This is a genomic window from Alphaproteobacteria bacterium, from assembly GCA_024244705.1.
In the GTDB taxonomy this organism is placed as follows: domain Bacteria; phylum Pseudomonadota; class Alphaproteobacteria; order JAAEOK01; family JAAEOK01; genus JAAEOK01.
This window is the reverse complement of sequence record JAAEOK010000018.1, coordinates 17,278-40,422: the sequence shown is the minus strand read 5'-3', so window position 1 is coordinate 40,422 and position 23,145 is coordinate 17,278. Positions and strand designations below refer to the sequence as shown.

The following is a 23,145-nucleotide window of genomic DNA, read 5'->3' as shown; positions in this document are numbered from 1 at the left end:
GCCCGGCGGCCGTCCCCTAACCATGTACCACGCAAACCGCCTCGACGGCGCGCTGCCATCCACCCAACAGGTTTGCCCGACGATCGGTGGTCATCGCCGGGTCGAATCCGCGGTCCAATCGCCACATCCGTTCGGCGGCGGTCAGATCGGCAAACCAGCCGACGCCGATCGAGGCCAGGATGACCGCACCGAGAGCGGTGGTTTCGGTGACGACCGGCCGCTCAACACGAACGTTCGCGATGTCGGCAAGGAAGCCGAGCATCCACGAATTGGCCGCCATGCCGCCATCGACCCGCAAGGCGAGCGGCGGCGCGGCGCCGTCGGCGGTCATCGCGGCCAGGACATCATAGGTCTGAAAGGCGGCGGCTTCGAGTGCCGCGCGAACCAGCTGAGCGGCACCGCTGTTCTGGGTCAGGCCGACGATCGCGCCACGGGCCGCCGCATCCCAGTGGGGGGCGCCCAAACCCGCGAATGCGGGCACGAGGTAGACATCGCCCGTATCGGCAAGCGATTCGGCAAGCGCCTCGGTGTCGGCCGCGTCGCCGATCACGCCGACACCGTCGCGCAGCCATTGCACCGCGGCGCCGGCGACGAAGATGCTGCCTTCGACCGCATAATGGCAATGATCGCCGACCCGGAAGGCGACGGTGGTCAGCAACCGGTTTTCGGACAGCACGGGATCGGGCCCGGTGTCGAGCAGGATGAAGGCACCGGTGCCGTAAGTCGCCTTGATCATACCGGGTCGGATGCAGGCCTGGCCGATGGCCGCCGCCTGTTGGTCGCCGGCGATGCCGCAGATCGGCACGGCCCGTCCCAGAATCGATGGCTCGGCAAAACCAAAATCCGACACGTTGGAACGAACCTCGGGCGCCATGGCCAACGGGATATCGAAGAGCTCGAATAAATCCTCGTCCCAGTTCAGCCGACGAATATCGAACAGCAGCGTACGAGAGGCGTTGGTCACGTCGGTCGCGTGGACCTCGCCGCCCGTCAGGTGCCATAGCAGGAAGCTGTCGATGGTGCCGAAGGCGAGTTCGCCCCGGCGCGCCGCGGCGCGCGCGCCGTCGACCGAATCGAGCAGCCATGCCAGCTTGGTGGCGGAAAAGTAGGGGTCGGCGACAAGACCGGTCCTCATCCGTAGCGTATCTTCGTGGCCCTCTTCGCGCAGCGCATCGCAGGCCCTCGCGGTCCGCCTGTCCTGCCACACGATCGCATTGTGGATCGGTCGGCCGCTGGCCCGCTCCCACACCACCACGGTTTCGCGTTGGTTCGCGATGCCGATTGCGGCGATGTCGTCGGCCTCGAGGCCGGCATCGCTGACCGCCGCGCGGCAGGTCGTCACACTATCCTGCCAGATTCGATCCGGGTCGTGCTCGACCCAGCCGGGATGCGGGTAGATTTGCGGCAGCTCGATCTGGGCGCTACCTCGCGGCAGACCGTCGGCGCCGAAGACGATCGCGCGGCTGCTGGTGGTGCCCTGATCGATGGCGAGAAGGAAGTCTGGCATTATCCGAATAGCCGTGCTGACGCCCGTGACAGTATCGCAGTTTGCCGGGAGCGACGAGGAACTTGGAACTAGCGACAGACTCCATCGGGCCGCATGTCGAAGTGGAAGTGAGTATAGTGCATGGCGTCGTAGTCGGGGCCCAGCACCGAGCCGAAAAGACGGCAGGCGCCGCGATGCACCTCCCTCAGAAACCCGCCTTCGGGTCCGTCCGACTCCCAGTTCTGTCGCGAGACCCGGACGCGCGTCCCGTCCCCGAATCGAAACCCGACCATATCCATCGCGTTAGCGCGGGCGTGCTGGCTCCGCGGCCCGGCCGTACGGAAACCGACGTTGCGGCAATCGTAGGTGCCGGAGTGGTCGATCCCGACGACGCGCTGGCCGAAATGGCGCTCGGCGGCCGGCTGGAGGATTTCGCGCTGGAACATATAGAGCCCCGCCGCCAGCCCGCAGGTCGCGGCGAAGTCGTCGCTGTAAGTGATATCGGCGCCGACAACCTCGACGCCGTTCTCGATACCGCACCCCTCCTCGATGGGGATACCCGGATGCGGCGAAAAGGCCAATTCGCTTACCGACAGCGCAGCGAGACAGATTTCCGGCTCTTCGTGGAGCCGGCGCAACTTCATCCGGGTGAACGGACCGACCGCGCCGTCGAGCCGGACGATGGTAAACGGGTTCCATTCGGGCGGCAGGGTCAGCTTGCCGAAATAGAGTGCGACAGCGGCGACCAGGAAGACGCCGTAGATCAGGATGAGAACGTAGAGTCTCGCACCGCGCATCGCCGTTCGCGACCGCTCATGATTTTTCGAGGTAAGACCTTTTTACACGATTTCGTGGCGACAACGTGACGCCGGCCCAACGGACCCTCGGAAAGCGATACAGGGCATTGGTGGGGCCGGGGCTTGTTCCGATCATTATGAAACAGTATCCTATTTATCGATCAGTTATTTGTATCGATTCCAGTTCAGGAAAGCCCGACAGATGACCGCCGACACTACCGCCGACATGGCCACGCCGGCCGCCGTTCCGCCCGGCGACGCTCAATCCGCGCCCGACCCCGAAGCGATCCTGTACGGCGCGACCGAGCCGCCGCCGTTTCCGGACGACAACATTTTTCCCATCGAATGGCACGTCGAGACGCCGAAATTGATGAAGGTGTACGAGAGTGCGCGGCGTCAAACCTGGACGCCGCCGGAATTGCCGTGGGATACGCTGAACCCGGACGATTTCACCCTCGACCAGCGCTATGCCATCGCCTACTGGTTCGGCTTGCTGTCGGTCTTCGACAGTTCGGGCCCCGCGGTCTTCGCCCGAGCCATGATCCGCACCTACGAGAAGCATGAGGAAGACCCGGTGCGGAAATGCTTCTTCCTGATCACCCGCGACGAAGTCAACCACGACGAGGTATGCCAGCGCGTGATCGAAAAACTGACCCCCGGCGGACCGCTCGGTTACGAGCCCCAGACCACGCTCAGCAAGCTCGCCCAGAACAACGTCAAATGGTACTTCCGCAACGGCACGCGGTATTGGGAGGGCTACAAGAAGGGCATCCATAAATACCCCCTGCAAATCCTGTTCACCTCGTTCCTGATGGGCGAGATCGCGTCCTCGACGCTGTTTCAGACCATGCATCAGCAGACGACGATCCCGGTGATCAAGGAAGGCTTTCGCAAGGTCGGCCAGGACGAGGCGCGGCACCTGCGCATTTGCCTGACGCTGCTCCAGAACATCTTGCCCCAGGCGACCGACGAACAGAAGGCGACCATCACCAAGCAGATCCGCGCCGGGTTCGTGTTCCTGTCCGGTATCCTCTATGAGCCGCCAGAGCAGTTTTGGGAACTGCCGGAAACGTGGCGGCCGGCCCATCGCCTGCTCGAGGACGCCGCCCGCTCCGCCGGCCTCGGCATCCTCAGCCTGGCGGCCCGCGAGGAGAATTGGCGGACCGCCCTATTGCGGCTCAAGGGCCTGATCGATCCCTACGGGATTGCGTTTCCGGCGATCCCCGAGATCGGCATCGACGGCGAATCGGTGGCCTTCGATCCCGATGACATCGTGCCGGTGTTTTAGAGCTCCAAAGCCGTAGAGCGGGCCGATTGGGCGTGCTAGCTTTCCAGCCCGCCGTCATTCGATCATCCGGGGAACGGCTCCGCCACAACTTCAAGAGGTGCCCTATGGTCCCGCATATGAGAGCCCGCGCGGCGCATGCCGTTAGACCATTCCTCGCTATGATGCTCTGCCTCGGCCTCGTCGCCTGCGGCAAGGCCAAGGTCGAGTCGGAGCAGATGATGCAGGCTCCGGATACGCTGCCGCGGCCGGACGTCGTGCTGGTCTACGACTTCGCCTTCGCGCCCGATCAAGTCACGCTCGACAAGGGCATTCTGCCGCGGATCGGAGAATTGATCGACAGCTCGTCGCGCAGCGACCAGGAACTGGCGATCGGCAAGGAAGTCGCAAGCGCCCTGGCGACACAGTTGGTCGAGGATATCAACGGCATGGGCCTGTCTGCCAAACGGGCCTCCGGCCTGCCGCCGTTCGGCGGCACGACCTTGGTCGTCCGCGGCCAATTGCTGTCGATCGACGAGGGCAACCGCACAGAGCGCACGATCATCGGCCTCGGCGCCGGGCGCACCGACGTCGAAGCCGCCGTGCAGGTGTTTCAGTTGACCTACGGCGAACCCCAGGAAGTCGAGCAGCTCAAGGTCGAGTCGGAGAGCGGCGACAAACCGGGTGCCGCCGAAATGGGCGGTGTCGGCGCATTAACCGGTCGGCTGGCGACTTCGCTCGCGATCAGCGCCGGCACCAGCGCGGCGGACGAGGCGTGGCACGCCAACGTCGATGCCGACGCCAAGCGGCTGGCCGACAAGGTCGCCGAGCAGCTCAGGCATTTCTTCGCCGAACAGGGATGGGTCGCGGCGGCTTCCTGAGCCGGCGCACGTCAAGCCTGGATTCGCCTGGGCGGTCAGTTCCTAGACGTGAAACGATTCGCCGCAGCCGCAGCGGCCTTTTTCGTTGGGATTGGTGAAGACGAAGCCGGACTGCATCTTGTCTTCCTGGTAGTCGATCTCGCTGCCGATGAGGAATAGGGTCGCGGTCGGCTCGACCACGATGGTCACGCCATCCTGCTCGATGACAATATCGTTGTCGCGGATTTCGTCGGCATAATCGACCTTGTAGCTGAGGCCCGAGCAGCCGACCGACTTGACGCCGATACGCAGCCCGATATGAGGTGTATCGGCCTTGGCCAGAATGGCACCGACGCGCGCCACGGCGGCGTCGGTCAGCGATACGATATTCGAATGTTCGGCCATCTCTTTCCTCGGTACCTAGAGCTTGATCGGCTCACATCGAAGACGTGTGAGCCGTGAATCAAGCTCTACACTATTGAATGAGAGCAAGATTCACGTTTCAGGCTGAGTCGACCTGAAACGATCTTGCTCTAGACCAAACCCAATTCCAGCTTCGCCGCGTCCGTCAGACGATCCTGGGTCCACGGCGGATCCCATACCAGACGAACCACGACTTCGCCAACTCCTTCGGCGGCGGCCAACGCGTCGGCCACCATTTGCGGCATTTCCCCGGCGACCGGGCATCCCGGCGCGGTCAACGTCATCTCGACCGAGACCGATCCGCGCGGACCCGGCTCCATGCTATAGATAAGGCCCAAATCGTAAATGTTAACCGGAATTTCCGGATCGTAGACCGTTTGCAGGGCCTCGATCAGGGCGCTCTCGGAGGCGACCGCCGCACCTTCCTCGAGAGGCGCGCCGGCGCGGCCGACGATGTCCTCGCTGCCGCTGCCGAACCCGGGCATGAAATCGCGCAATGTCTTAACCGGATCGGTCATCGACTTCGTCCTATTCGGTGCTGACTTCGCGCTCGCCATGCAGGGCGGCGTGCATCGTATGCCAGGCCAGAGTCGCACATTTGACCCGCATCGGGAACTCGCGCACCCCGGACAGTACCTGCAGGCTGTCCATTTCGTCCTCGAGCCCATCCGGCGGCGCCGCGGCCGCGTCGTCCGTGCAGAGATGATGGAAGGAGTCGAACAAACGCTCGGCGTCGGCAACCGGCTTGCCCTTGACCAGCTCCGTCATCATCGACGCCGAGGCCACCGATATGGCGCAGCCGCGCCCTTCAAAGGCGAGGTCCTTGACGATGCCGTCCTCGACTTCGAGATAGACCGTCACGTTGTCCCCGCACAACGGGTTGTGTCCGTCCGCCTTGTGATTGAACGGCTCGAGCGGGCCGTAATTGCGCGGCCTCTTGTTGTGGTCGAGAATGACCTCCTGATAGAGTTCCCGAAGTTCCGACATCAGCCGAATATCTCCCGCACTTTGGCCAGGCCAGCGACCAGGGCGTCGATGTCCTCGATCGACGAATAGACGCCGAGCGAGGCGCGCGCCGTCGCCGTCAGCCCGAACCGGTCCATCACCGGCTGCGCGCAATGATGGCCCGAACGGATGGCGATGCCCTCGCTGTCGAGAACGGTGCCGACATCGTGGGCATGAACGCCCTCGACGATAAACGACATGACGCTGAGCTTGCGCTGCGCGGTGCCGATGAGCCGCAGCCCCGGCACCCGGGCCAGGCGGTCCATGCCGTAGGCGAGCAGCTGGGCTTCGTTGGCAGCGATCCGTTCGGGGCCGATCGCCGATACATAATCGAGGGCGGCGCCGAGACCGATGGCGCCGACGATATTGGGCGTGCCCGCTTCGAATTTGTGCGGCAGGTCGGCAAAGGTGCTTTTCTCGAAAGTCACCGTGCGAATCATTTCGCCCCCACCCTGGTAAGGCGGCATCGCGTCGAGCAATTCGGCGCGGCCGTAGAGCACGCCGATGCCGCTCGGTCCGTAGACCTTGTGCCCGGTGAAGACGTAGAAATCGCAGCCGATGTCGCGCACGTCGACCGGGATATGCGGCACCGCCTGCGAGCCGTCGATCAGGGTCACGATGCTCCGCTCCCTGGCCATCTGACAGATCTCGTCGACCGGGACCACGGTACCGAGCGCGTTCGACACATGGGTCACCGCGATCATCTTGGTGCGCTCGGTGACCAGATCGGCGAAGGCCGCCATGATCAGGTTGCCGTCGTCGTCGATCGGCGCCACCCGAAGCACGATGCCGGTCTGCTCGCGCAGCAGCTGCCATGGCACGATATTCGAGTGGTGCTCCATGTGGGTGATGAGTACCTCATCGCCTTCTTTGAGGAATTTCCGGCCGTAGCTCGCGGCGACCAGATTGATGCCCTCGGTGGTGTTGCGGGTGAAGATGATCTCTTTCTCGCTGGCCGCATTGAGGAACCGCTGCGCCTTCTTGCGCGCCGCCTCGAAGGCGTCGGTGGCGAGGCCGCTGAGCCGGTAGGCGCCGCGATGAACGTTGGCGTACGCGGTCTCGTAGGCGGTCGAGATGGCGTCGATCACTTGGCGCGGTTTCTGCGCGCTGGCGGCACTGTCGAGAAAGACCAGGTCCTTGCCGTACATTTTTTCCGCGAGGATCGGAAAATCGGCACGGATCGCGCTCACGTCGAGCGGCGCCGAGTCCCGGTCCCGTGCCTGCACCGTTTCGGTCATGGTTGGTGCTCCCGTCGGACGGCGGCCAGCCAGTCCTCGAACGCATCCCGAAAATAGTCGTGCGCCGTGCCGAAACCGATGTGATCGATGAGGTCGCCGATGAACGCTTCGACCAACAGATCGCGGGCGCGGCCTTCGTCGATGCCGCGCGCGCAGAGATAGAACAACGCCGATTCGTCGATATCTCCGACCGTCGAGCCATGGCTGCAGCGCACGTCGTCGGCCAGGATCTCCAGCTCCGGTTTGCTGTCGGCCTGGGCGTCGGCCGAAAGCAGCAAATTGTTGTTGAGCTGATGGGCATCGGTCTTCTGGGCGTCGGGCCACACGCGAATCTTGCCTTGGAAGGCACCGCGGGACTTGTCGTCGAGGACGCTCTTATAGGTCTCGCTCACGGTCCCGTTGGATTTCAGGTGATCGACCCGGGTCCAGTTATCGTGGTGCTGGCGGCCGCGGCCGAGATAGGCGCCATTGAGCCGACAATGGACATGCTCGCCGTCGAGCGCCACCCGGACCTCGTTACGGGAAAACGCCGAGCCGATCGACAGCACGAAACTGTCGTAGGCGGCCGCCGTATCGAGGTGGGCCAGGGTGGTGGCGATGTGAAACGCAGTCGCCGCTTCGGCCTGCAGGCGATAGTGGCGGATATGGGCGTCCTTGGCGGCAAAGACCTGGGTCACCGCGTTGGTCAGATAACTCGTCTCGCCGACCGCGGCATAGGTTTCCACGATCAGCGCCGAAGCCTCTTCCTCGGCGATGATGATATTCCGCGGCTGGGTCATGCGGTCGTTGCTGTCGGTGGCGGTCAGATTGATGATGTGGATCGGCAACTCGGCCGCCGATTCTCGCGCCAAATGAATGACGATGCCGTCGGTCGCAAAGGCCGTATTCATCGCCACCATGGCGAACGGCCGCTCGTCGCGAACGCCCGACAGCCGGTCTTCGGTCAGATCGGCGGTCTTCGTGAGCCAGGGCTGCAGGCGTTCTGGATTTTCGGCGATCGTTGCGGCAAGGCTCTTGACGGTGACACCGGGCGGCAGCGCCGCCAACTCGGAAAGATCTTCCCGCAGCCGGCCGTTGACGAAAACAACGCGGTAGGACTCGGCCGGCATCGCCGCGCGGTCCAATGTCCGGCGAAGGTCGGCGGCGGTCGTACCGGCAAGCTCGAAACGGGTTTTGGCCAGCGGGCCGAGCGCCGCATATTTCCATTCTTCGACCCGGGGCGAGGGAAAGCCGTCCCGCACGAACTGCCGGATGGCGCCGTCGCGCATTGCTGCGAGCCAATCGAGCTCGGCGCCGGGAAGTTCGGGCGCGGATTGCGCAAAGAGTTGTTGATAATCCACCGCGGTCATACTCGGTCTTTCCCCGGCTTCAGGCGGCGCTGTCGTATTCGGCATAGCCATTTGCCTCGAGCTCAAGCGCCAGCTCGCGTCCGCCGGATTTCACGATCCGTCCCTTGGCCAGAACGTGGACATGGTCGGGAATGATATAGTCGAGCAGGCGTTGGTAGTGGGTGATCACGAGCATCGCCCGGTCGCTGCCGCGCATCGCATTGACGCCATCGGCGACGATCTTGAGGGCGTCGATGTCGAGGCCGGAATCGGTCTCGTCGAGAATCGCGAGCCGCGGCTCCAGCATGGCCATCTGGAGCACCTCATTGCGTTTCTTCTCGCCGCCGGAGAAGCCGACATTGACGCCACGGCTGAGAAATTTCTCATCCATGTCGAGTTCCTTCATCTTGGCCCGGGCAGCCTTGAGAAACTTCACCGCGTCAAGCTCGCTCTCGCCATTGGCGCGACGGACCGCATTGACCGCCGTGCGCAGGAACGTCGACGTCGCCACGCCCGGGATTTCGACCGGGTACTGGAAGGCGAGGAAGACGCCTTTCTGGGCGCGCTCGGCGGGATCAAGGTCGAGCAGGTTCTCACCGTCGTAGGTGACCTCGCCTTGGGTGACGACATAACCCTCGCGTCCGGCGAGCGCATAGGACAGCGTGCTCTTGCCGGACCCGTTGGGACCCATGATGGCGTGCACCTCGCCCGCATTGATGGTGAGGTCGAGGCCCTTGAGGATTTCCTTACCGTCCACGGCGGCATGTAGATCGCGTATTTCAAGCATGGGTGATCATTAATCTCCGCGCTGGGGGTTTGTCGTCGAAGCGGTCAGCCGACCGCGCCCTCGAGGCTGATACCAAGCAGTTTCTGAGCCTCGACGGCGAATTCCATCGGCAGTTTCTGCATCACTTCCTTGCAAAAGCCGTTGACGATCAGGGACACCGCCTCTTCGTCGGACAGGCCGCGCTGGCGGCAGTAAAACAATTGATCGTCGCTGATCTTCGACGTCGTCGCTTCGTGCTCGACCCGCGCGCTGCGATTCTTGACCTCGATATAGGGCACCGTATGGCCACCGCATTTGTCACCGATCAGCAGCGAATCGCATTGGGTGTAGTTGCGCGCCCTGTCTGCTCCGCCCAGGACCCGCACCAAGCCGCGGTAGGTCTGTTGCCCGCGGCCGGCCGAGATCCCCTTGGAGATCACTGTGCTGCGGGTGTTCTTGCCGATGTGGATCATCTTGGTGCCGGTGTCGGCCTGCTGAAAGTTGCTGGTCAGCGCCACCGAATAGAACTCGCCGACCGAATCGTCGCCTTGCAGGATCACGCTCGGGTATTTCCACGTGATCGCGGACCCGGTTTCGACCTGGGTCCATGAAATGCGCGATCGCGCGCCGCGGCAGGCGCCGCGTTTGGTGACGAAATTGAAGATTCCGCCGCGCCCTTCCTTGTCGCCCGGGTACCAGTTCTGAACCGTCGCATAGCGAATCTCGGCGTCCTCGAGGGCGACCAGCTCGACCACCGCCGCATGGAGCTGGTGCTCGCTCCGCATGGGCGCCGTGCAGCCTTCGAGGTAGCTCACATAGCTACCCTCGTCGGCGATGATGAGGGTGCGCTCGAACTGTCCGGTCTCCGCCGCGTTGATGCGAAAATAGGTGGAAAGCTCCATCGGGCAGCGAACTCCCTTCGGGATGTAGACGAAGGAGCCGTCGCTGAAGACGGCGGAATTCAACGTGGCGTAAAAGTTATCGGCATACGGAACGACGCTGCCGAGGTACTTCCGCACCAGCTCCGGATGATTGGCGACCGCTTCCGAGATCGAACAGAAGATGACGCCGACTTCCTTGAGCTTTTTCTTGAATGTCGTCGCCACCGAAACACTGTCGAAAACGGCGTCGACCGCGACGCCCGCCAGCATTTCCTGCTCCTTCAATGGAATACCAAGTTTTTCATAGGTCTCGAGCAACTCGGGATCGACTTCCTCGAGGCTCTTCGGCTTCTCCGTCTGTTTCGGCGCGGCGTAATAGTAGGCGTCCTGAAAATCGATCGGCGCGTAGCGGACATTCGCCCATTTGGGCTCTTCCGAGGCCGACTTCAGCCACAAATCGAACGCCTTCAACCGCCAATCCAGCAACCATTGGGGCTCTTCCTTTTTGGCCGAGATAAAGCGGACGATATCGGTGTTGAGCCCTTTGGGCGCGAATTCGGACTCGATATCGGTGAAGAAGCCGTACTTGTAGTCCCGACCCGAGACTTCGTCGACTGTCTTGAGGGTTTCAACAGAGGCCGCCATTTTGAGTAATTCTCCCGCCGTAAGGCCCGATAACGCAGTCGCTTAGTTGGTCGCCACGGAACGGGCCATCGTGGCGCGTTCACGCGGAACGGCGATCGGCGCCGGGGCCGTCAATTCGGCCAAGGTCACCTCACCCAGGGCCCGCCGAATGGCCTCATTGATCCGATGCCAATGGGTACTCGACGGGCAAAACGCCTCGACGTCGCACATCCCGGGACCCTGTTCCACGCATTGGGTAAGGGCGATCGGTCCATCGACCGCGGCGATGATGTCCTCGACCGTAATATCGCATGAATCCTGCGCCAACCGGTAACCGCCTTGCCGCCCGCGCACCGATTCGAGCAGGTTCGCGCGGGCCAAAGTGGCAAGAATCTTACTCACCGTCGGTGCCGGAAGATGGGTGCTGTCCGAGAGGTCATGCGCAGTGTGAATATCGTCGGCAGTGCGTGCCACTTGCGTCATCAGCAGCACCGCGTAATCCGACAGTCGGCTCAATCTGATCATTTGCCTGGCCTCAATCGAAACAGGCCGCAAACCCGCAAGTTTGCTCGTCGCCTGCAATCAAGACTAATTTAGTCTTGTTAGCTCACCAATCAAGACGATTTCGGTCATATTTGACGCTTTGTCGGCGCGGCGAAACGACGCAGCGGCGCGAAGAAAAAGGGCGCCGCATGGCGGCGCCCCTATTCCAGGTAATGACTATGAGACCTCCGCTCAGAGATTGCCCTTCTCCGACTGGTCGTAGATATAGCCGGCTCCCGCGCCAACCGCGCCTCCGATAGCGGCACCGCAAGCGATGCATCCGCCGGTCAGAGCCGTGCCCGCGGCACCGACGCCTGCGCCGATGGCACCGCCGGACAGCGTCCGCTGTTCGGTTTGGTTGAGACCGGAACAGGCCGAAAGGCCGATCGCGGCCGCCAACATCAATGGTATCGCGTTGCGTTTCATGGAAACCTCCAAATATTCTATTGGCCACCAATTGTGCGGGGACCATGGCACGACATGGCGACGAGCGATGCGAGCGCAATCTCTGACACGTTAATGTCACGGCGATCGGCGATCTTGTCCCACGCCGCCCCCAATTCGATTTCCGTCTTATTTTCAGCCAGTTACGCGAGATCGCCAACGGCATCATGACGCGATGCCATGCCAGCCATGCAACCGCGTACCGGGCGCCGCGCAGCACGATGACATTTGCCTTGGCAGGCCATACATTCCGCGTAAAATAGCGGCCGACTGGTAGGCCCTACCTACGGCCACTTTGAATTCCTATATGAACGAACTAACAGTGCCACGATTTCAAACTCGTAGGAGCTAAGACACGACATGACGGGAACTGGAGCACGTTTGTTGGTGCGGCGGAGCTTGGTCGCCATGGTGTTTGCATTCGCTGCCTCTGCGCTTCCAGCGCAAGCCGAGGAAACCGCGGGTCAATGGGTATCTGAGCTCGGAACCAAGGTCGTCGAGGTCCTGAAAGCAACCAATGACCAACCCAAAGAACGGCAATCGGAATTGGAGGCGATTTTCCTCGATTCATTCGATGTCCCCTTCGTTGCGAAGTTCGTCACCGGCCGCTATTGGAAGAAGGCAACACCGGGCGAGCAACAGGACCTCATGGAGCTGCTGCCCGAATATGTTGCGACCATCTATGCCGGTGTATTTGCAGGCTATGACGGCAACGGCTTCAAGGTCGTCAAAGAGCGAAAGAGCACAAACGGGACCTATGTCCAGGGGCTGATCCAGCGCAACGATGGTCCCGATGTCGCTGCTGCCTTCGATATCACCAAGCCGAATGGGAGATTCCTGATCATCAACACCGAGGTCGAAGGCGTTAGCCTGCTGGTGACCAAACGCTCGGAATTCGCCTCGGTCTTGTCGCGCGAGGGCTTGGCAGGCCTGATTTCGCGCATGAAAGATGTGTTGGCCAAGAGTTCCGCGTAAGCCGTCGGGGCGGTGACGTTTGAACGAGAATTGCACATCCGCATGGGCGGCGGATGATGTTGCCTGGAGACCGCAGGATGCGGTGTTCCGATTTGAAGAAATCTTTGCCGGCGTAGTCGAGCGCTGCGGAATTGAGCGGATCAACGATTAAAATCTATTTTGGATCAAGCAAAACCACGCCTTCTGAAAGCTATTAGCGACTCATCATTGTTGAGTCGCTAACGTTGACTTGCCTTTGGTTTATGGTAAGCACTCTTGTGGGGGGGCGTCTTTCCCATTGTTATATGACGGACCATGCTGACACCGACGCCGACGACAAACTCGAACCTTCCGTTTGAAATTGCGCCTTTCGATACCTTGACCGATGGTCTCGACTATGCTGCGCGAGGCTCGACGGGATGCAATTTCTATTCCTTCCGCGGCGAATTCGTCGAAGGCCTGACCTACCGCGAAGTGCGGGACCGCGCGGTCGCATTGGCACAGGGTTTGGTTCGCTCCGGCCTGCCGAGAGGTGGACGGATGGCGATCATGGCCGAAACGATTCCCGATTTTGCCTGCTTTTTCTTCGCCTGCCAGTATGCCGGACTGATCCCGGTTCCGCTGCCCTTGTCGATGAATTTGGGCGGCAAGGATTCCTATGTGCAGCGGCTCAAGGGCCTGATCGACGGCGCCGGGGCGGTGGCGGCCGTCTCCTCTGCGGAGGCCATCGGCGATCTCAAGGAAGCGGTTTCCGAACTGTCGCTGGAACTGGTCGGAACGCCGGACGACTTCTACCGCCTGCCCGGCGATGGCGCGGATCTTCGGCCGTTCGACAAAGACGACCCCTGCTATATCCAATATTCGTCGGGCAGCACGCGTTTCCCGCATGGGGTCTTCATTTCTCAACGCGCCGCGGTCAGCAACAGTCGCGCTATCGCGCGACACGGCGTCTTCGCTCGCCCAGGCGACAGATGCGTGTCATGGCTGCCGCTTTATCATGATATGGGACTGGTTGGGTTCCTGTTCGTTCCGGTGCTGACGCAAGTCTCGGTCGACTACATCGCGACCGCCGATTTCGCGCGGCGGCCGCTGATTTGGCCCATGGTCATGTCGGCCAACGGCGCTTCGTTGTCGTTCAGTCCCACCTTCGGATACGACCTGTGTCGACGCCGGGCGGAAAATACATCGCTGTCCGGGTTTGACCTCAGCGCGTGGCGCGTCGCCGGCATCGGCGGCGACATGATCCGTGCCGACGTTCTCAGGCTCTTCGCCGACCGGTTCAGTGAATGCGGGTTCCGCGACACCGCCTTCCTGTCGAGCTACGGCTTGGCCGAGGCGACGTTGGCGGTCAGCTTCGCCGGCCTCGACGAACGCATCAAGGTCGATTGCGTCGACAAAATGGCTTATGCGCTCAGCAATCGCGCCGAACCGATCGCCGCAGACGCATCGCCGTCCTCGGCAAATACTCGATCGTTCGCGATTTGCGGGCGACCCATGCCCGGCTACCAGATCGAAGTCCGCGACGACGAGGCGAATGTTCTGCCCGATCGCCGCATCGGCCGCGTGTTCATTAGCGGACCGAGCATCATGTCCGGTTACTACAACGATCCCGGTGAGACCGCGCGCGTACTCCAGCCGGATGGCTGGCTGGATACCGGGGATATGGGCTACATGATCGACGGCTCGTTGGTCATTACCGGGCGCAGCAAGGATTTGATCATCCATAACGGTCGCAATATTTGGCCGCAGGACATCGAGTGGGCGATCGAGCGACTGCCCGGTCTGCGGAGCGGCGACGTTGCCGCCTTCTCAGTACCCGGGCCCGACGGCGCCGAGGCCGTCGTCGTCGTGGTGCAAAGCCGCAAGACCGACGCCGAGGCCAATCGGGAACTAAAGCGCGAAATTACCGCCATCGTGCGCTCGACCGCGGGTGTCGATTGCAAGGTTGTCCTGGTTCCGCCGCGCAGCATCTCAATGACATCGTCCGGCAAGATCAGCCGAGCCGGTGCGCGCGACAACTATCTTTCCGGCCTCTATGCGGAAGTCGCCCGCGACCGCGCCTCCGCGACCTCGCAAAACGCATCGATCGCCGAATAATTGGCATTTTCGCGGCGCGGTTTGCGGCGGCTTCGAATTTCGATGGGGTGGCATCGCCGAAATTCGTGTTTCTCGGAAGCTCGGACAGGGGATTGAGGTGAAATTGCCGTGACTGGGGTTGTGGCGGTGACCGGTGCAACCGGGTTCGTCGGCGGCTATATTGCACAAAGATTGAGCGACTCCGGGTGGACGGTCCGCGCCCTGACCCGTCGCCAAGGCGCCATCGATCATATCGCCGGCGCGATCCCCGTTGTGGGCGCGCTCGACGATCCGCCAAGCCTTCTCACGCTGGTCGAAGGGGCCGACGCCATCGTTCATTGCGCCGGTCTGATCAGGGGGACGGCGGCGGCGGCGTTCGAGGCCGTCAATGTCGCCGGAACCGCCAATTTGGCCGACGCGGCGGCGCTGCAGGGCGGCGTGACGCGGTTCATCCTGATCTCTTCGCTGGCGGCGCGTGAACCGTGGATTTCGCCATACGCGGCAAGCAAGAACAGGGCCGAACTGGCGCTGGCGGACCGGCCCGGAATTGCCGCATGGACCGCACTCAGGCCGCCCACAATTTACGGTCCGGGCGACCAGGCGACCTTGCTCTTGTTTCGCCAAATCCGCCGCGGGCTGGCTTTCTTGCCACGAACCGACGGTGCCCGAATTTCAATGATCCACGTCGAGGACCTGGCCACCGCCGTCGCGGCCATGCTCGGTGCCGAAATGCGAAGCGGCGCGATATTCGACATCCACGATGGATCGGAAGACGGCTATTCATGGGATACGATCATCGACACCGCGGCGCGGGTTCTGGCCAGAAAGGTCTTGCGCGTTCCCGTTCCACGCAAGGGCATGGAACTCGCCGCGGCGGCGAATTCCGCCTACTGCCTCTTGACCAAGCGTGCGCCTTTGATTACCCCGGACAAGGTACGCGAGCTATATCATGGGGACTGGGTGTGCCACGACAATTCACTAATCGACCACATATCGTGGCGCCCGACGATGCCGATTTCGGAGGGCTTCCGACACACGGTGGCTTGGTATCGGGAGGCGGGATGGTTATGATTCCGCTCGACTTGGCGCCGTACGACACCCAAATGGGCGGTGAAACTTAGGAACGACGGTCCACAGGACGGCCACGGCAGGAAACGAAGATGACCGATACCCATCACGGGGCACCCACCTCCAACGAATTGATCCAGGAAATCTGCGGTTACATGGCGCCGCTGAACAAGTCCGGTATCCCATTGAACGCCGATACCGACATCGCCGCCGATCTCGAGGTCGATTCGGTCTCGGTCATGGATCTGGTCATGACGATCGAAGATGCCTATGACATCATGATTCCGATGAATCGCCTGTCCGAGGTCAGGACTGTCGGCGATCTTACCGAGACCGTGCAATCGCTGATCGGCAAAGATTAGAAAATGGACCTTTTCGATAAATTCTCGGTGGTCGAGGGCCGACGCAACCAGTTGGCGGCGGCGGGCACAATACCATTCGGCGTGCGCATGGATCGCGTCCTTTCACCGACCGAGGCGATCATCAATGGCCGCGAGGTGATTCTTGCCGGCACCAATAACTACCTTGGACTGACCTTCCATCCCGAGTGCATCGAGGCCGCGATCGAGGCGCTGCGTGCCGAGGGCACGGGGACGACGGGTTCGCGACTGGCCAACGGCACCTATGCGCTGCACCGCGACCTCGAACAGGATATCGCGACGTTCATGAAGCGCCGCGGATGCATCGTCTTCACCACCGGGTACCAGGCCAATCTCGGCGTCATCCCGGCACTCGCCGGGACCGGCGATTACATACTGATCGATGCCGACAGCCATGCCAGCATTTATGACGGCTGCAAGCTGAGCGACGCGACGGTCATCCGATTCCGCCACAACGACGCCGATGATCTCGATCGCCGATTGCGGCGGCTCGATGGCGACGGCGGCAACAAATTGATAATCGTCGAGGGTATCTACAGCATGCTCGGCGATCGCGCGCCGCTGGCCGACATCGCGCGGGTGAAACGCGAGCACGGCGCCTGTCTATTGGTCGACGAGGCGCATTCGTTGGGCGTGCTCGGCGAAACCGGACGCGGCTTGGCCGAAGAGGCCGGCGTCGAGGACGATGTCGACGTGATCGTAGGAACTTTCAGCAAGAGTCTGGCCGCGATCGGCGGATTCGCGGTGTCCGACCACCCGCGCTTCGACCTCATCCGTTTCACCAGTCGTGCCTATATTTTCAGCGCATCGCCGTCACCGGCCAGCGTTGCCTCGGTGCGGGCGACGTTGCGGGTCATGGTGGCGTCGCCACATCTGCGTACCACGCTGGCCGAAAATTCGAAGGCCCTCCAGGGTGGCCTCAGCGCGTTGGGTTTCGACGTCGCCTCGCCGCCAAGCCCGGTCGTCGCGGTCAAGATCGACGAGCGGGACAAGGCGGTGTTTCTGTGGAACCGCCTGCTTGATTCGGGCGTCTACGTCAACCTGGCGATTCCGCCCGGGACGCCAAATGCGCTATCGCTATTGCGCTGCAGTGTATCGGCCGCCCACAGCAAGGCCCAAATCGACAAGATCTGTGAGATTTTCGAGACTGTCGGCCACGAAGCCGGGATTCTGCCCGCGCCCGGCGGCGCCGCGCCGCGCGCGGCGGCCCCGCGGGCTTGATCGCGGAGTTTCGTCATGGCCGCGAGCGACAATACGGACGATCGTACTGAACCATTGCGCGAGGACGACCGGGCGCGGCGCAACCGCGACTACCGGCTCGACCGGATTACCCTCGGCGAATTGACTCGCGCCTTTTTTACCTATCCGGCGATCCAGGCCTATATCGCGCTGACGATCGGTTTTGCCGTTCTGACCGTTTTTCTTGCCGACCGACTGTGGCCGATCGGACTTTCAATAGCGGCGACCGCGGTCGCCTATCCGCTCGCCTGGTACCTAGTCCACCGCTACATCCTTCACGGGACGTTCCTCTACAAGTCGCCCTATACGGCGGCATTGTGGAAACGAATTCATTTCGATCATCACCGCAATCCCAACGACCTGCGCGTGCTGTTTGGGGCGCTACCGACGACCGTTCCGGCCGTCATTCTGATCGTCGCACCGATCGGCTGGTTTATTGGCGGCCTGCCGGGTGCGACCGCCGCTCTGGCGACCGGCTGTTACCTCATTTGCTTTTACGAATTCTGCCATTGTGTTCAGCATTTGTCGTTCAAGCCGAGATCCCGTTTCTTGCGGCGCATAAAGAAGCGGCACCTCGCCCACCATTTTCATTACGAAAAAGCGAATTACGGGATCACCAATTTCCGCTGGGATGCATTGTTCGGCACCATCTACGACGATCCGCGCGAGGTGCCGCGCAGCCCGACCGTATTCAACCTCGGTTACACAGAGGAAGAAGCGAGGCGCTATCCCTGGGTCGCGCGGCTGACCGCCGCGCAGGGCTCCTCCCCGCCACGCCCGCGAGCCGGCTAGACCGCCCTTTCATGGCCGATGAAGCACAGGCAGTCGTCGTCGAAGCGGTAACCGACAAGTCCTCTCTCGACACCTTCATCCGCACCCCTTGGCCAATCTACGCGCACGATTCAAACTGGGTGCCGCCGCTCGTTCTCGAACGCCGCGACCACCTCGACCAGCGCAAAAACCCATTCTTCGACCACGCCGAGGCCGCGCTGTGGGTGGCCCGGCGCGGCCAGCGCGTCGTCGGCCGAATCAGCGCCCAAATTGATTCTGCCTATCTAAAGCTGCATCAGGATGCGACCGGACATTTCGGCCTGCTCGAGGCCGAGGACGACGCGCAGGTCTTCCAGGCCCTTACCGGGACCGCCGAGGCTTGGCTTCGTGACCGCGGGATGCGCCGGGTCCGCGGTCCCCTCAGCCTGTCGATCAATGACGAATCCGGACTCCTTGTCGACGGCTTCGACACGCCGCCGATGATCATGATGAATCATGCGCCGCCCTACTACGGCGCCCAATTGGAAGCCATCGGCTACGCCAAGGCGAAGGACCTCATCGCCTATATCTATGATTCCTTTGCGCCGATGCCGAAGGTCGCGGCGTCTCTCGTCGAGCGCGTGCGCCAGAGCCCCGAGGTGACGCTTCGTCCGCTGCGCAAGAAAAGCTATGACGCGGAACTCCACGCCATCCTCGACATCTTCAACGATGCCTGGGCCAACAATTGGGGCTTCGTGCCCCTCGGCGAAGCTGAGATGGCCCATATCGCGAAGGAAATGAAACCGTTGATTCGAGAGGATCTGGTCTGCATCGCGGAGATCGACGGCGTGCCGGCCGCGATGGCGGTAAGCCTGCCCAATCTCAACGAAGCCATCGCCGATCTCGACGGCGCGCTGTTGCCGTTCGGCTGGGCCAAGCTGCTGTGGCGGCTGAAGGTGGGGTCGCTCAAGACCGCGCGGGTCGCCCTGATGGGCATTCGTCAGCGCTTGCAGCAAACACCGATGGGCGGGGCGATCGCTTTCGCGGTCATCGATACGATCCGCCAAACCCACATGAAGAGCGGGATCGGCCAAGTCGAGCTGTCCTGGGTGCTGGAGGACAATACGCGCATGCGACATATGATCGAGGCGGTCGGCGGACAGCCCTACAAGACCTACCGGATCTATGAGCGGGACCTCACGGCGGAATAGGACAGATCGGCCGTTCCGTCTTGCGTTTGTCGACTGCCGTCCTATCTCTACAACAATGTCCACCGAAGAACGGGATCGAATCATGGCTACCGCGACATTTGGCGCCGGCTGTTTTTGGGGCGTTGAAGTGACCTTTCGGCAGATCAAGGGCGTCTCCGATGCCGCCGTCGGCTATTCGGGCGGCACTCTCGAAAATCCGAGCTATCAAGACGTCTGCACCGGCCGCACCGGACATGCCGAGGTGGTGCAGGTCGAATACGATCCCGAGCTTGTCTCCTATGATGCCCTGCTCGATGTCTTTTGGGGCGCCCACGACCCAACACAGGTCAACCGCCAGGGGCCCGATGTCGGCACCCAGTATCGCTCGGTCGTCTTTTATCACTCGCCGGAGCAGGCAGAGACGGCCCGCCGGTCGAAGGAAAAGCTGCAGCAGCCCGGCCGCTTCGCGCGGGACATCGCGACCGAGATCGCGCCGTTCGACAGCTTTAACCGCGCCGAGGAATACCATCAGCAATATCTCGAGAAACGCGGGCTTGCGGTCTGCCACGTCCCGGCCTGAGATTACCTGTCACGTTCCTCAACGGTCGTCGGTCAACCGATACCACGCAAAGGCGGCGCGTAGCGCCCAGCGCCGGAACGGGTCGGGTGGCAGGCGTGCCGGAAGCCCGACCAATGGCGCCGGCAGCTCCCGGTAGGCACTCGCCGGGCCGACGGCGAGTCGCGCCAGCATGCGCCCGGTCCACGGCGCCATCGCAACGCCGTTGCCGTGAAAGCCGTAGCCAAAGGTGATGCTGGGGTCGTCGTCGAGGCGGCCGATGGCGGGCGTCAGCCTGGCCGTCGCGCAAACAAAGCCGCGCCAGAAATGGGTGATCGGCACCTCCCGCCAAGCCGGGAAGACCTCGCCCAGGCGGCGCACCAACCAAGCCTTCATCCTCTCGCCATCGGCGGGCCGGCCGGTGGCGTCGCCGCGACCGCCGAACAGAAACGAGTTGTCCGGCAACATCCGGTAGTAGAACAGCAGCGATCGCGTGTTCGCCAGCGGGGTCTCGGTGCGCCACGACTGGGCGGCGAGTTCCTCGACGGTCAGCGGCCGCGTGGTGACGATGTTGGAAATCACGGGGATGAACCGTCGTCGCAAGGCCGGATGAAGGTCGTCGCGGGAAAAGCCGTTGGTGGCAACGATCACCCGACGCGCCCGCAACGTTCCCGCCTCCGTTCGAAGGATATGCGGGTTTCCGGTCTGCCATGACACGACGCGGCTGTGCGGGTGCAGGATTGCCCCGGCGCGGGCGGCCGCGCGAGCCAAACCGGCGACGAACTTCAACGGATGGAGGCCGAATCCGACGCCGATATGGAGGGCGCCGAACTGTTCGGCCGATTGATGCCCGACCTCGGCAAATTCATCGGCGTCGAGCAGACGGGCGGGAATCCTCAGCAAATCGCAATAGGCGTCCCGCATTTCCTGCAGATCTCGGGCCCCGGAAGGGCTGTGGGCGACCTCGAACTCGCCGTCGCCCTGGCGGTCGAGTTCGATTCCTTCGGTCTCGGACAACTCCTCGACCAACCCGACCGCCTCGACCTGGACGGCGTAGAACCGTTTGGTCTCTTCGAGCCCGTAGCGGCGGATCATCGCCGCGGCCGACAACTTCGAACCGCCGATACAACAAAATCCGCCATTGCGACCGGAAGCCCCCCATCCGATCGGCCCCGCCTCGAGCACCCGTACGTCGACGCCATGATCGCGTGCCAGATGCAGCGCCGCCGACAACCCGGTGAAGCCGCCGCCGATAACGGCGACATCGCAGCTATCGTCGGCGGTCAGCGGCGGATAAGTCTCCGGCGACGGGGCGGTAGCCTGCCAGTAGCTTTCGACCGGCGCGGTATCGTCGTACATCGAGGCATGAAAGGGCGTCGACATGGGGCCTTCGCGGTCAGGTGCAAAGATTTAGATATAGTCCAACGGCAGGGCGGTCGTGTCCTTTATGCATTCCATCGCGAAGTTGGAACTGACATCGGCGAAGGCGGCGACCTCGATCAACCGTTTGTAGACGGCGTCGAACCCGGCGATGTCGGGGACCACGACCTTGAGCAGATAGTCGATCTCCCCGCTCATGCGATAGATCTCGACGACCTCTGGAATCGCCGGCACGCGGGTGGCGAAGTTCTCCAGCCATTCCCGGTCGTGCCGATCGGTCTTGAGGCGCACAAAGACGGTCACCCCGACATTCAAGTGGGTTGGGTCGAGAAGCGCGACGCGCGCCCTGATCACACCGTCCCGTTCGAGGCGTTGAACGCGCCGCCAGCACGGGGTCGGCGACAGGTTGACCCGTTCGGCGAGCTCGGCCAGGGACAGCGTGGTGTCCTGCTGGAGCTGGGACAGAATTTTCCGGTCAATGCGGTCCATCGAAAAATATTCTAATTATTCACGATTCTAGGGATATTTTTCCACACTTACGGCGAAATGTTAAGATATTTGGAATCCTTCTTCCGCCGCTTTGGATTACAGTCGCCGCCATGATCAAGGACCTCTTCACAGACCATCCAGCCAGCGTCGGCGAGACCTACGGCGAACATTTCGTCGTCGCCAGCGGCTTCAGCCTGCGCTTGTTTACGGCGGCGATCGTGTGCGCCGTGCATGCGCTGTTGCCCTTCCTGTTCGAAAAGACCGGCAGCGGGATCATCACCGAGCTTCACTCGACGATGGTCACGAATCGCATCCGCGCCGGCGCCAAGGTTCCGGATGCGCCGCGACTGACGCCGACGCCGACGCTCGCCGACCGGTCACGGGCAGCGCTGCTTTAGGACTACCGCACGAGCGTGGCGCGCCGGCATCGGTGGACCCGCCGTCGGCCAAGCAGGATGGCCTCGAAATCGCCGGGAAAGAGCCGCGCAATAGCCGGCTCGAGGACGTTCAACCCTCCCGTATAGGTACCGAAGGCCGGCAGGATCAGCCGGGCCTCATCGCCGATGAAGCACGACTCGGTCAACCGCCGCGAGCGCACCTGCATCGACGCCTTGGGATGGAAATGGCCCGAGACCTCGCCATGGGCATTCCCGGCCTGGTGGCGAAAGATCAGTCCATCGCAAGCCCAACTGTCCATGCACCGCCCACCCCATGATCGCGGCGGCTCGGGATCGTGGTTGCCGCGAATCCAGATCCAGTCGAAGGCGCCGGTAAGCGCCTGCACGGTCGCCGCATCGCCATCGTCGGCACGACGCTCGGCGCCGTCGTCATCGAAACTATCGCCGAGGCAGACAACCCGCCGCGACCGGAAATGCTTCAACACCGCCATCAATCGTTTCAGCGTCGCCCGCGTATCGTAGGGCGGCAGGAAGCGTCCGTTCTCCGCCAGCCGCGATCCTTTCTCGAGGTGAAGGTCGGCCACGATCAGCGTGTCCTGATGAGGCCAATAGAGGGCCCCGGAGAGATCTGCGACGAACTTGGCGCCGTTGAGGGCGAGCGCAGCCGATCTCATGGAATGTGCCTGATTTCTCTTTTTATTTCAATACGTTGCATAATCACCCCAGGCGTTTGGCGGATAATCAAACTATTCGCTTTCGGCCCCCGAATCCAGGTCCCTCCCTGGCGGAGACCGGCGGCCCTTTGAATGAATCGCCGACTGTGCCAAAATGGCGTTCGCCGGTCGATCGGCTCACGAGGCGGACGCAATGGCAAGAAGGGGACTATCGAAGGTCCTGATCCTGGCGATCATTACGATATTCGCCGCGTCCTGCGCGGGCGACCCGACGGTGCGCGCCAAGGGCAGCCAATCCAAGCAGCGCGTTACTCTCGGACTGCCTTTCTGAT

General features: G+C 62.4%; 25 protein-coding genes and 1 pseudogene. 12 read left to right on the top strand and 14 right to left on the bottom strand.

Annotation, left to right across the window (positions count from 1 at the left end; translation table 11 throughout):
- Window positions 1-16: 16 nt before the first annotated feature.
- Together glpK and GY791_01680 are read right to left on the bottom strand one after the other, a co-directional pair.
- Complete coding sequence (gene glpK / locus GY791_01685; protein MCP4327134.1) at window positions 17-1,507, bottom strand: glycerol kinase GlpK; 1,491 nt, start codon at window positions 1,505-1,507, stop codon at window positions 17-19.
- Between the two features lie 68 nt (window positions 1,508-1,575).
- Complete coding sequence (locus GY791_01680) at window positions 1,576-2,283, bottom strand: extensin family protein (GenBank protein ID MCP4327133.1); 708 nt, start codon at window positions 2,281-2,283, stop codon at window positions 1,576-1,578.
- A gap of 286 nt (window positions 2,284-2,569) precedes the next feature.
- Here GY791_01680 and GY791_01675 point away from each other — a divergent pair, with 286 nt between their 5' ends.
- Together GY791_01675 and GY791_01670 are read left to right on the top strand one after the other, a co-directional pair.
- The gene (locus tag GY791_01675) at window positions 2,570-3,571 is read left to right on the top strand and encodes a hypothetical protein (protein MCP4327132.1); all 1,002 of its coding nucleotides are present in this window, start codon (window positions 2,570-2,572) and stop codon (window positions 3,569-3,571) included.
- 158 nt (window positions 3,572-3,729) lie between these two features.
- Entirely contained in the window at window positions 3,730-4,428 is a 699-nt protein-coding gene (locus GY791_01670; GenBank protein MCP4327131.1) for a DUF4410 domain-containing protein, read from the top strand.
- 42 nt (window positions 4,429-4,470) lie between these two features.
- On the opposite strand, the gene GY791_01665 is transcribed toward GY791_01670, so the two are convergent.
- From GY791_01665 to GY791_01625, 9 genes are all read right to left on the bottom strand, one after another.
- Window positions 4,471-4,812 carry an iron-sulfur cluster assembly accessory protein gene (locus tag GY791_01665; GenBank protein MCP4327130.1) on the bottom strand — a complete coding sequence of 114 codons (342 nt, stop codon included), beginning with the start codon at window positions 4,810-4,812 and terminating at the stop codon, window positions 4,471-4,473.
- 128 nt (window positions 4,813-4,940) lie between these two features.
- Window positions 4,941-5,348, bottom strand: coding sequence for a DUF59 domain-containing protein (locus GY791_01660; protein ID MCP4327129.1), 408 nt, complete (start codon window positions 5,346-5,348; stop codon window positions 4,941-4,943).
- A 10-nt stretch (window positions 5,349-5,358) separates the two neighbouring features.
- Window positions 5,359-5,817: an SUF system NifU family Fe-S cluster assembly protein gene (locus GY791_01655; GenBank protein MCP4327128.1), complete on the bottom strand. Its 459-nt coding sequence runs from the start codon at window positions 5,815-5,817 to the stop codon at window positions 5,359-5,361.
- Complete coding sequence (locus tag GY791_01650; protein ID MCP4327127.1) at window positions 5,817-7,073, bottom strand: cysteine desulfurase; 1,257 nt, start codon at window positions 7,071-7,073, stop codon at window positions 5,817-5,819. The genes GY791_01655 and GY791_01650 overlap by 1 nt, the downstream gene beginning before the upstream one ends.
- On the bottom strand, window positions 7,070-8,422 hold the full coding sequence (sufD, locus tag GY791_01645; GenBank protein ID MCP4327126.1) for a Fe-S cluster assembly protein SufD: 1,353 nt from the start codon (window positions 8,420-8,422) through the stop codon (window positions 7,070-7,072). The genes GY791_01650 and sufD overlap by 4 nt, the downstream gene beginning before the upstream one ends.
- Window positions 8,423-8,441: 19 nt before the next feature.
- The gene (gene sufC, locus GY791_01640; GenBank protein ID MCP4327125.1) at window positions 8,442-9,188 is read right to left on the bottom strand and encodes a Fe-S cluster assembly ATPase SufC; all 747 of its coding nucleotides are present in this window, start codon (window positions 9,186-9,188) and stop codon (window positions 8,442-8,444) included.
- A gap of 44 nt (window positions 9,189-9,232) precedes the next feature.
- Window positions 9,233-10,693, bottom strand: a complete 1,461-nt coding sequence (gene sufB / locus GY791_01635; protein MCP4327124.1) for a Fe-S cluster assembly protein SufB — start codon at window positions 10,691-10,693, stop codon at window positions 9,233-9,235.
- Between the two features lie 42 nt (window positions 10,694-10,735).
- Window positions 10,736-11,197 carry an SUF system Fe-S cluster assembly regulator gene (locus tag GY791_01630; protein MCP4327123.1) on the bottom strand — a complete coding sequence of 154 codons (462 nt, stop codon included), beginning with the start codon at window positions 11,195-11,197 and terminating at the stop codon, window positions 10,736-10,738.
- Window positions 11,198-11,407: 210 nt separating this feature from the next.
- Complete coding sequence (locus GY791_01625) at window positions 11,408-11,641, bottom strand: hypothetical protein (GenBank protein ID MCP4327122.1); 234 nt, start codon at window positions 11,639-11,641, stop codon at window positions 11,408-11,410.
- A 378-nt stretch (window positions 11,642-12,019) separates the two neighbouring features.
- On the opposite strand from GY791_01625, the gene GY791_01620 reads away from it, so the two are divergent.
- From GY791_01620 to msrA, 8 genes are all read left to right on the top strand, one after another.
- Window positions 12,020-12,634, top strand: coding sequence for an ABC transporter substrate-binding protein (locus GY791_01620; protein MCP4327121.1), 615 nt, complete (start codon window positions 12,020-12,022; stop codon window positions 12,632-12,634).
- A gap of 294 nt (window positions 12,635-12,928) precedes the next feature.
- Window positions 12,929-14,710 (top strand): fatty acyl-AMP ligase, encoded by a 1,782-nt coding sequence (locus tag GY791_01615; protein MCP4327120.1) that lies wholly within the window; start codon window positions 12,929-12,931, stop codon window positions 14,708-14,710.
- Window positions 14,711-14,818: 108 nt separating this feature from the next.
- Window positions 14,819-15,760: an NAD-dependent epimerase/dehydratase family protein gene (locus GY791_01610; GenBank protein MCP4327119.1), complete on the top strand. Its 942-nt coding sequence runs from the start codon at window positions 14,819-14,821 to the stop codon at window positions 15,758-15,760.
- An 89-nt stretch (window positions 15,761-15,849) separates the two neighbouring features.
- Window positions 15,850-16,119 carry an acyl carrier protein gene (locus tag GY791_01605; protein ID MCP4327118.1) on the top strand — a complete coding sequence of 90 codons (270 nt, stop codon included), beginning with the start codon at window positions 15,850-15,852 and terminating at the stop codon, window positions 16,117-16,119.
- A gap of 3 nt (window positions 16,120-16,122) precedes the next feature.
- Window positions 16,123-17,358, top strand: a complete 1,236-nt coding sequence (locus GY791_01600) for an aminotransferase class I/II-fold pyridoxal phosphate-dependent enzyme (GenBank protein ID MCP4327117.1) — start codon at window positions 16,123-16,125, stop codon at window positions 17,356-17,358.
- A gap of 15 nt (window positions 17,359-17,373) precedes the next feature.
- Window positions 17,374-18,168, top strand: coding sequence for a sterol desaturase family protein (locus GY791_01595; GenBank protein ID MCP4327116.1), 795 nt, complete (start codon window positions 17,374-17,376; stop codon window positions 18,166-18,168).
- 11 nt (window positions 18,169-18,179) lie between these two features.
- Window positions 18,180-19,337 (top strand): hypothetical protein, encoded by a 1,158-nt coding sequence (locus GY791_01590; protein ID MCP4327115.1) that lies wholly within the window; start codon window positions 18,180-18,182, stop codon window positions 19,335-19,337.
- Window positions 19,338-19,419: 82 nt separating this feature from the next.
- Window positions 19,420-19,896 (top strand): peptide-methionine (S)-S-oxide reductase MsrA, encoded by a 477-nt coding sequence (gene msrA, locus GY791_01585; GenBank protein MCP4327114.1) that lies wholly within the window; start codon window positions 19,420-19,422, stop codon window positions 19,894-19,896.
- Window positions 19,897-19,914: 18 nt separating this feature from the next.
- On the opposite strand, the gene GY791_01580 is transcribed toward msrA, so the two are convergent.
- Complete coding sequence (locus GY791_01580; GenBank protein ID MCP4327113.1) at window positions 19,915-21,255, bottom strand: FAD-binding oxidoreductase; 1,341 nt, start codon at window positions 21,253-21,255, stop codon at window positions 19,915-19,917.
- 27 nt (window positions 21,256-21,282) lie between these two features.
- Window positions 21,283-21,741: an Lrp/AsnC family transcriptional regulator gene (locus GY791_01575; GenBank protein ID MCP4327112.1), complete on the bottom strand. Its 459-nt coding sequence runs from the start codon at window positions 21,739-21,741 to the stop codon at window positions 21,283-21,285.
- Between the two features lie 110 nt (window positions 21,742-21,851).
- Between GY791_01575 and GY791_01570 the strand changes: the two are divergent.
- Window positions 21,852-22,061: pseudogene (locus GY791_01570) on the top strand (hypothetical protein).
- A gap of 80 nt (window positions 22,062-22,141) precedes the next feature.
- Here GY791_01570 and pdeM read toward each other — a convergent pair.
- Window positions 22,142-22,813 carry a ligase-associated DNA damage response endonuclease PdeM gene (pdeM, locus tag GY791_01565; GenBank protein MCP4327111.1) on the bottom strand — a complete coding sequence of 224 codons (672 nt, stop codon included), beginning with the start codon at window positions 22,811-22,813 and terminating at the stop codon, window positions 22,142-22,144.
- 193 nt (window positions 22,814-23,006) lie between these two features.
- Between pdeM and GY791_01560 the strand changes: the two genes are divergently transcribed.
- Window positions 23,007-23,144 carry a hypothetical protein gene (locus GY791_01560; protein MCP4327110.1) on the top strand — a complete coding sequence of 46 codons (138 nt, stop codon included), beginning with the start codon at window positions 23,007-23,009 and terminating at the stop codon, window positions 23,142-23,144.
- Window position 23,145 lies beyond the last annotated feature (1 nt).

Bases quoted from the DNA above. Each gene is read 5' to 3' on its own strand.
- glpK (MCP4327134.1), bottom strand. From the start codon at position 1,507: ATGCCAGACTTCCTTCTCGCCATCGATCAGGGCACCACCAGCAGCCGC.
- GY791_01680 (MCP4327133.1), bottom strand. From the start codon at position 2,283: ATGCGCGGTGCGAGACTCTACGTTCTCATCCTGATCTACGGCGTCTTC.
- GY791_01670 (MCP4327131.1), top strand. From the start codon at position 3,730: ATGATGCTCTGCCTCGGCCTCGTCGCCTGCGGCAAGGCCAAGGTCGAG.
- GY791_01665 (MCP4327130.1), bottom strand. From the start codon at position 4,812: ATGGCCGAACATTCGAATATCGTATCGCTGACCGACGCCGCCGTGGCG.
- GY791_01660 (MCP4327129.1), bottom strand. From the start codon at position 5,348: ATGACCGATCCGGTTAAGACATTGCGCGATTTCATGCCCGGGTTCGGC.
- GY791_01655 (MCP4327128.1), bottom strand. From the start codon at position 5,817: ATGTCGGAACTTCGGGAACTCTATCAGGAGGTCATTCTCGACCACAAC.
- GY791_01650 (MCP4327127.1), bottom strand. From the start codon at position 7,073: ATGACCGAAACGGTGCAGGCACGGGACCGGGACTCGGCGCCGCTCGAC.
- sufD (MCP4327126.1), bottom strand. From the start codon at position 8,422: ATGACCGCGGTGGATTATCAACAACTCTTTGCGCAATCCGCGCCCGAA.
- sufC (MCP4327125.1), bottom strand. From the start codon at position 9,188: ATGCTTGAAATACGCGATCTACATGCCGCCGTGGACGGTAAGGAAATC.
- sufB (MCP4327124.1), bottom strand. From the start codon at position 10,693: ATGGCGGCCTCTGTTGAAACCCTCAAGACAGTCGACGAAGTCTCGGGT.
- GY791_01630 (MCP4327123.1), bottom strand. From the start codon at position 11,197: ATGATCAGATTGAGCCGACTGTCGGATTACGCGGTGCTGCTGATGACG.
- GY791_01625 (MCP4327122.1), bottom strand. From the start codon at position 11,641: ATGAAACGCAACGCGATACCATTGATGTTGGCGGCCGCGATCGGCCTT.
- GY791_01620 (MCP4327121.1), top strand. From the start codon at position 12,020: ATGACGGGAACTGGAGCACGTTTGTTGGTGCGGCGGAGCTTGGTCGCC.
- GY791_01615 (MCP4327120.1), top strand. From the start codon at position 12,929: ATGCTGACACCGACGCCGACGACAAACTCGAACCTTCCGTTTGAAATT.
- GY791_01605 (MCP4327118.1), top strand. From the start codon at position 15,850: ATGACCGATACCCATCACGGGGCACCCACCTCCAACGAATTGATCCAG.
- GY791_01600 (MCP4327117.1), top strand. From the start codon at position 16,123: ATGGACCTTTTCGATAAATTCTCGGTGGTCGAGGGCCGACGCAACCAG.
- GY791_01595 (MCP4327116.1), top strand. From the start codon at position 17,374: ATGGCCGCGAGCGACAATACGGACGATCGTACTGAACCATTGCGCGAG.
- GY791_01590 (MCP4327115.1), top strand. From the start codon at position 18,180: ATGGCCGATGAAGCACAGGCAGTCGTCGTCGAAGCGGTAACCGACAAG.
- msrA (MCP4327114.1), top strand. From the start codon at position 19,420: ATGGCTACCGCGACATTTGGCGCCGGCTGTTTTTGGGGCGTTGAAGTG.
- GY791_01580 (MCP4327113.1), bottom strand. From the start codon at position 21,255: ATGTCGACGCCCTTTCATGCCTCGATGTACGACGATACCGCGCCGGTC.
- GY791_01575 (MCP4327112.1), bottom strand. From the start codon at position 21,741: ATGGACCGCATTGACCGGAAAATTCTGTCCCAGCTCCAGCAGGACACC.
- pdeM (MCP4327111.1), bottom strand. From the start codon at position 22,813: ATGAGATCGGCTGCGCTCGCCCTCAACGGCGCCAAGTTCGTCGCAGAT.
- GY791_01560 (MCP4327110.1), top strand. From the start codon at position 23,007: ATGGCAAGAAGGGGACTATCGAAGGTCCTGATCCTGGCGATCATTACG.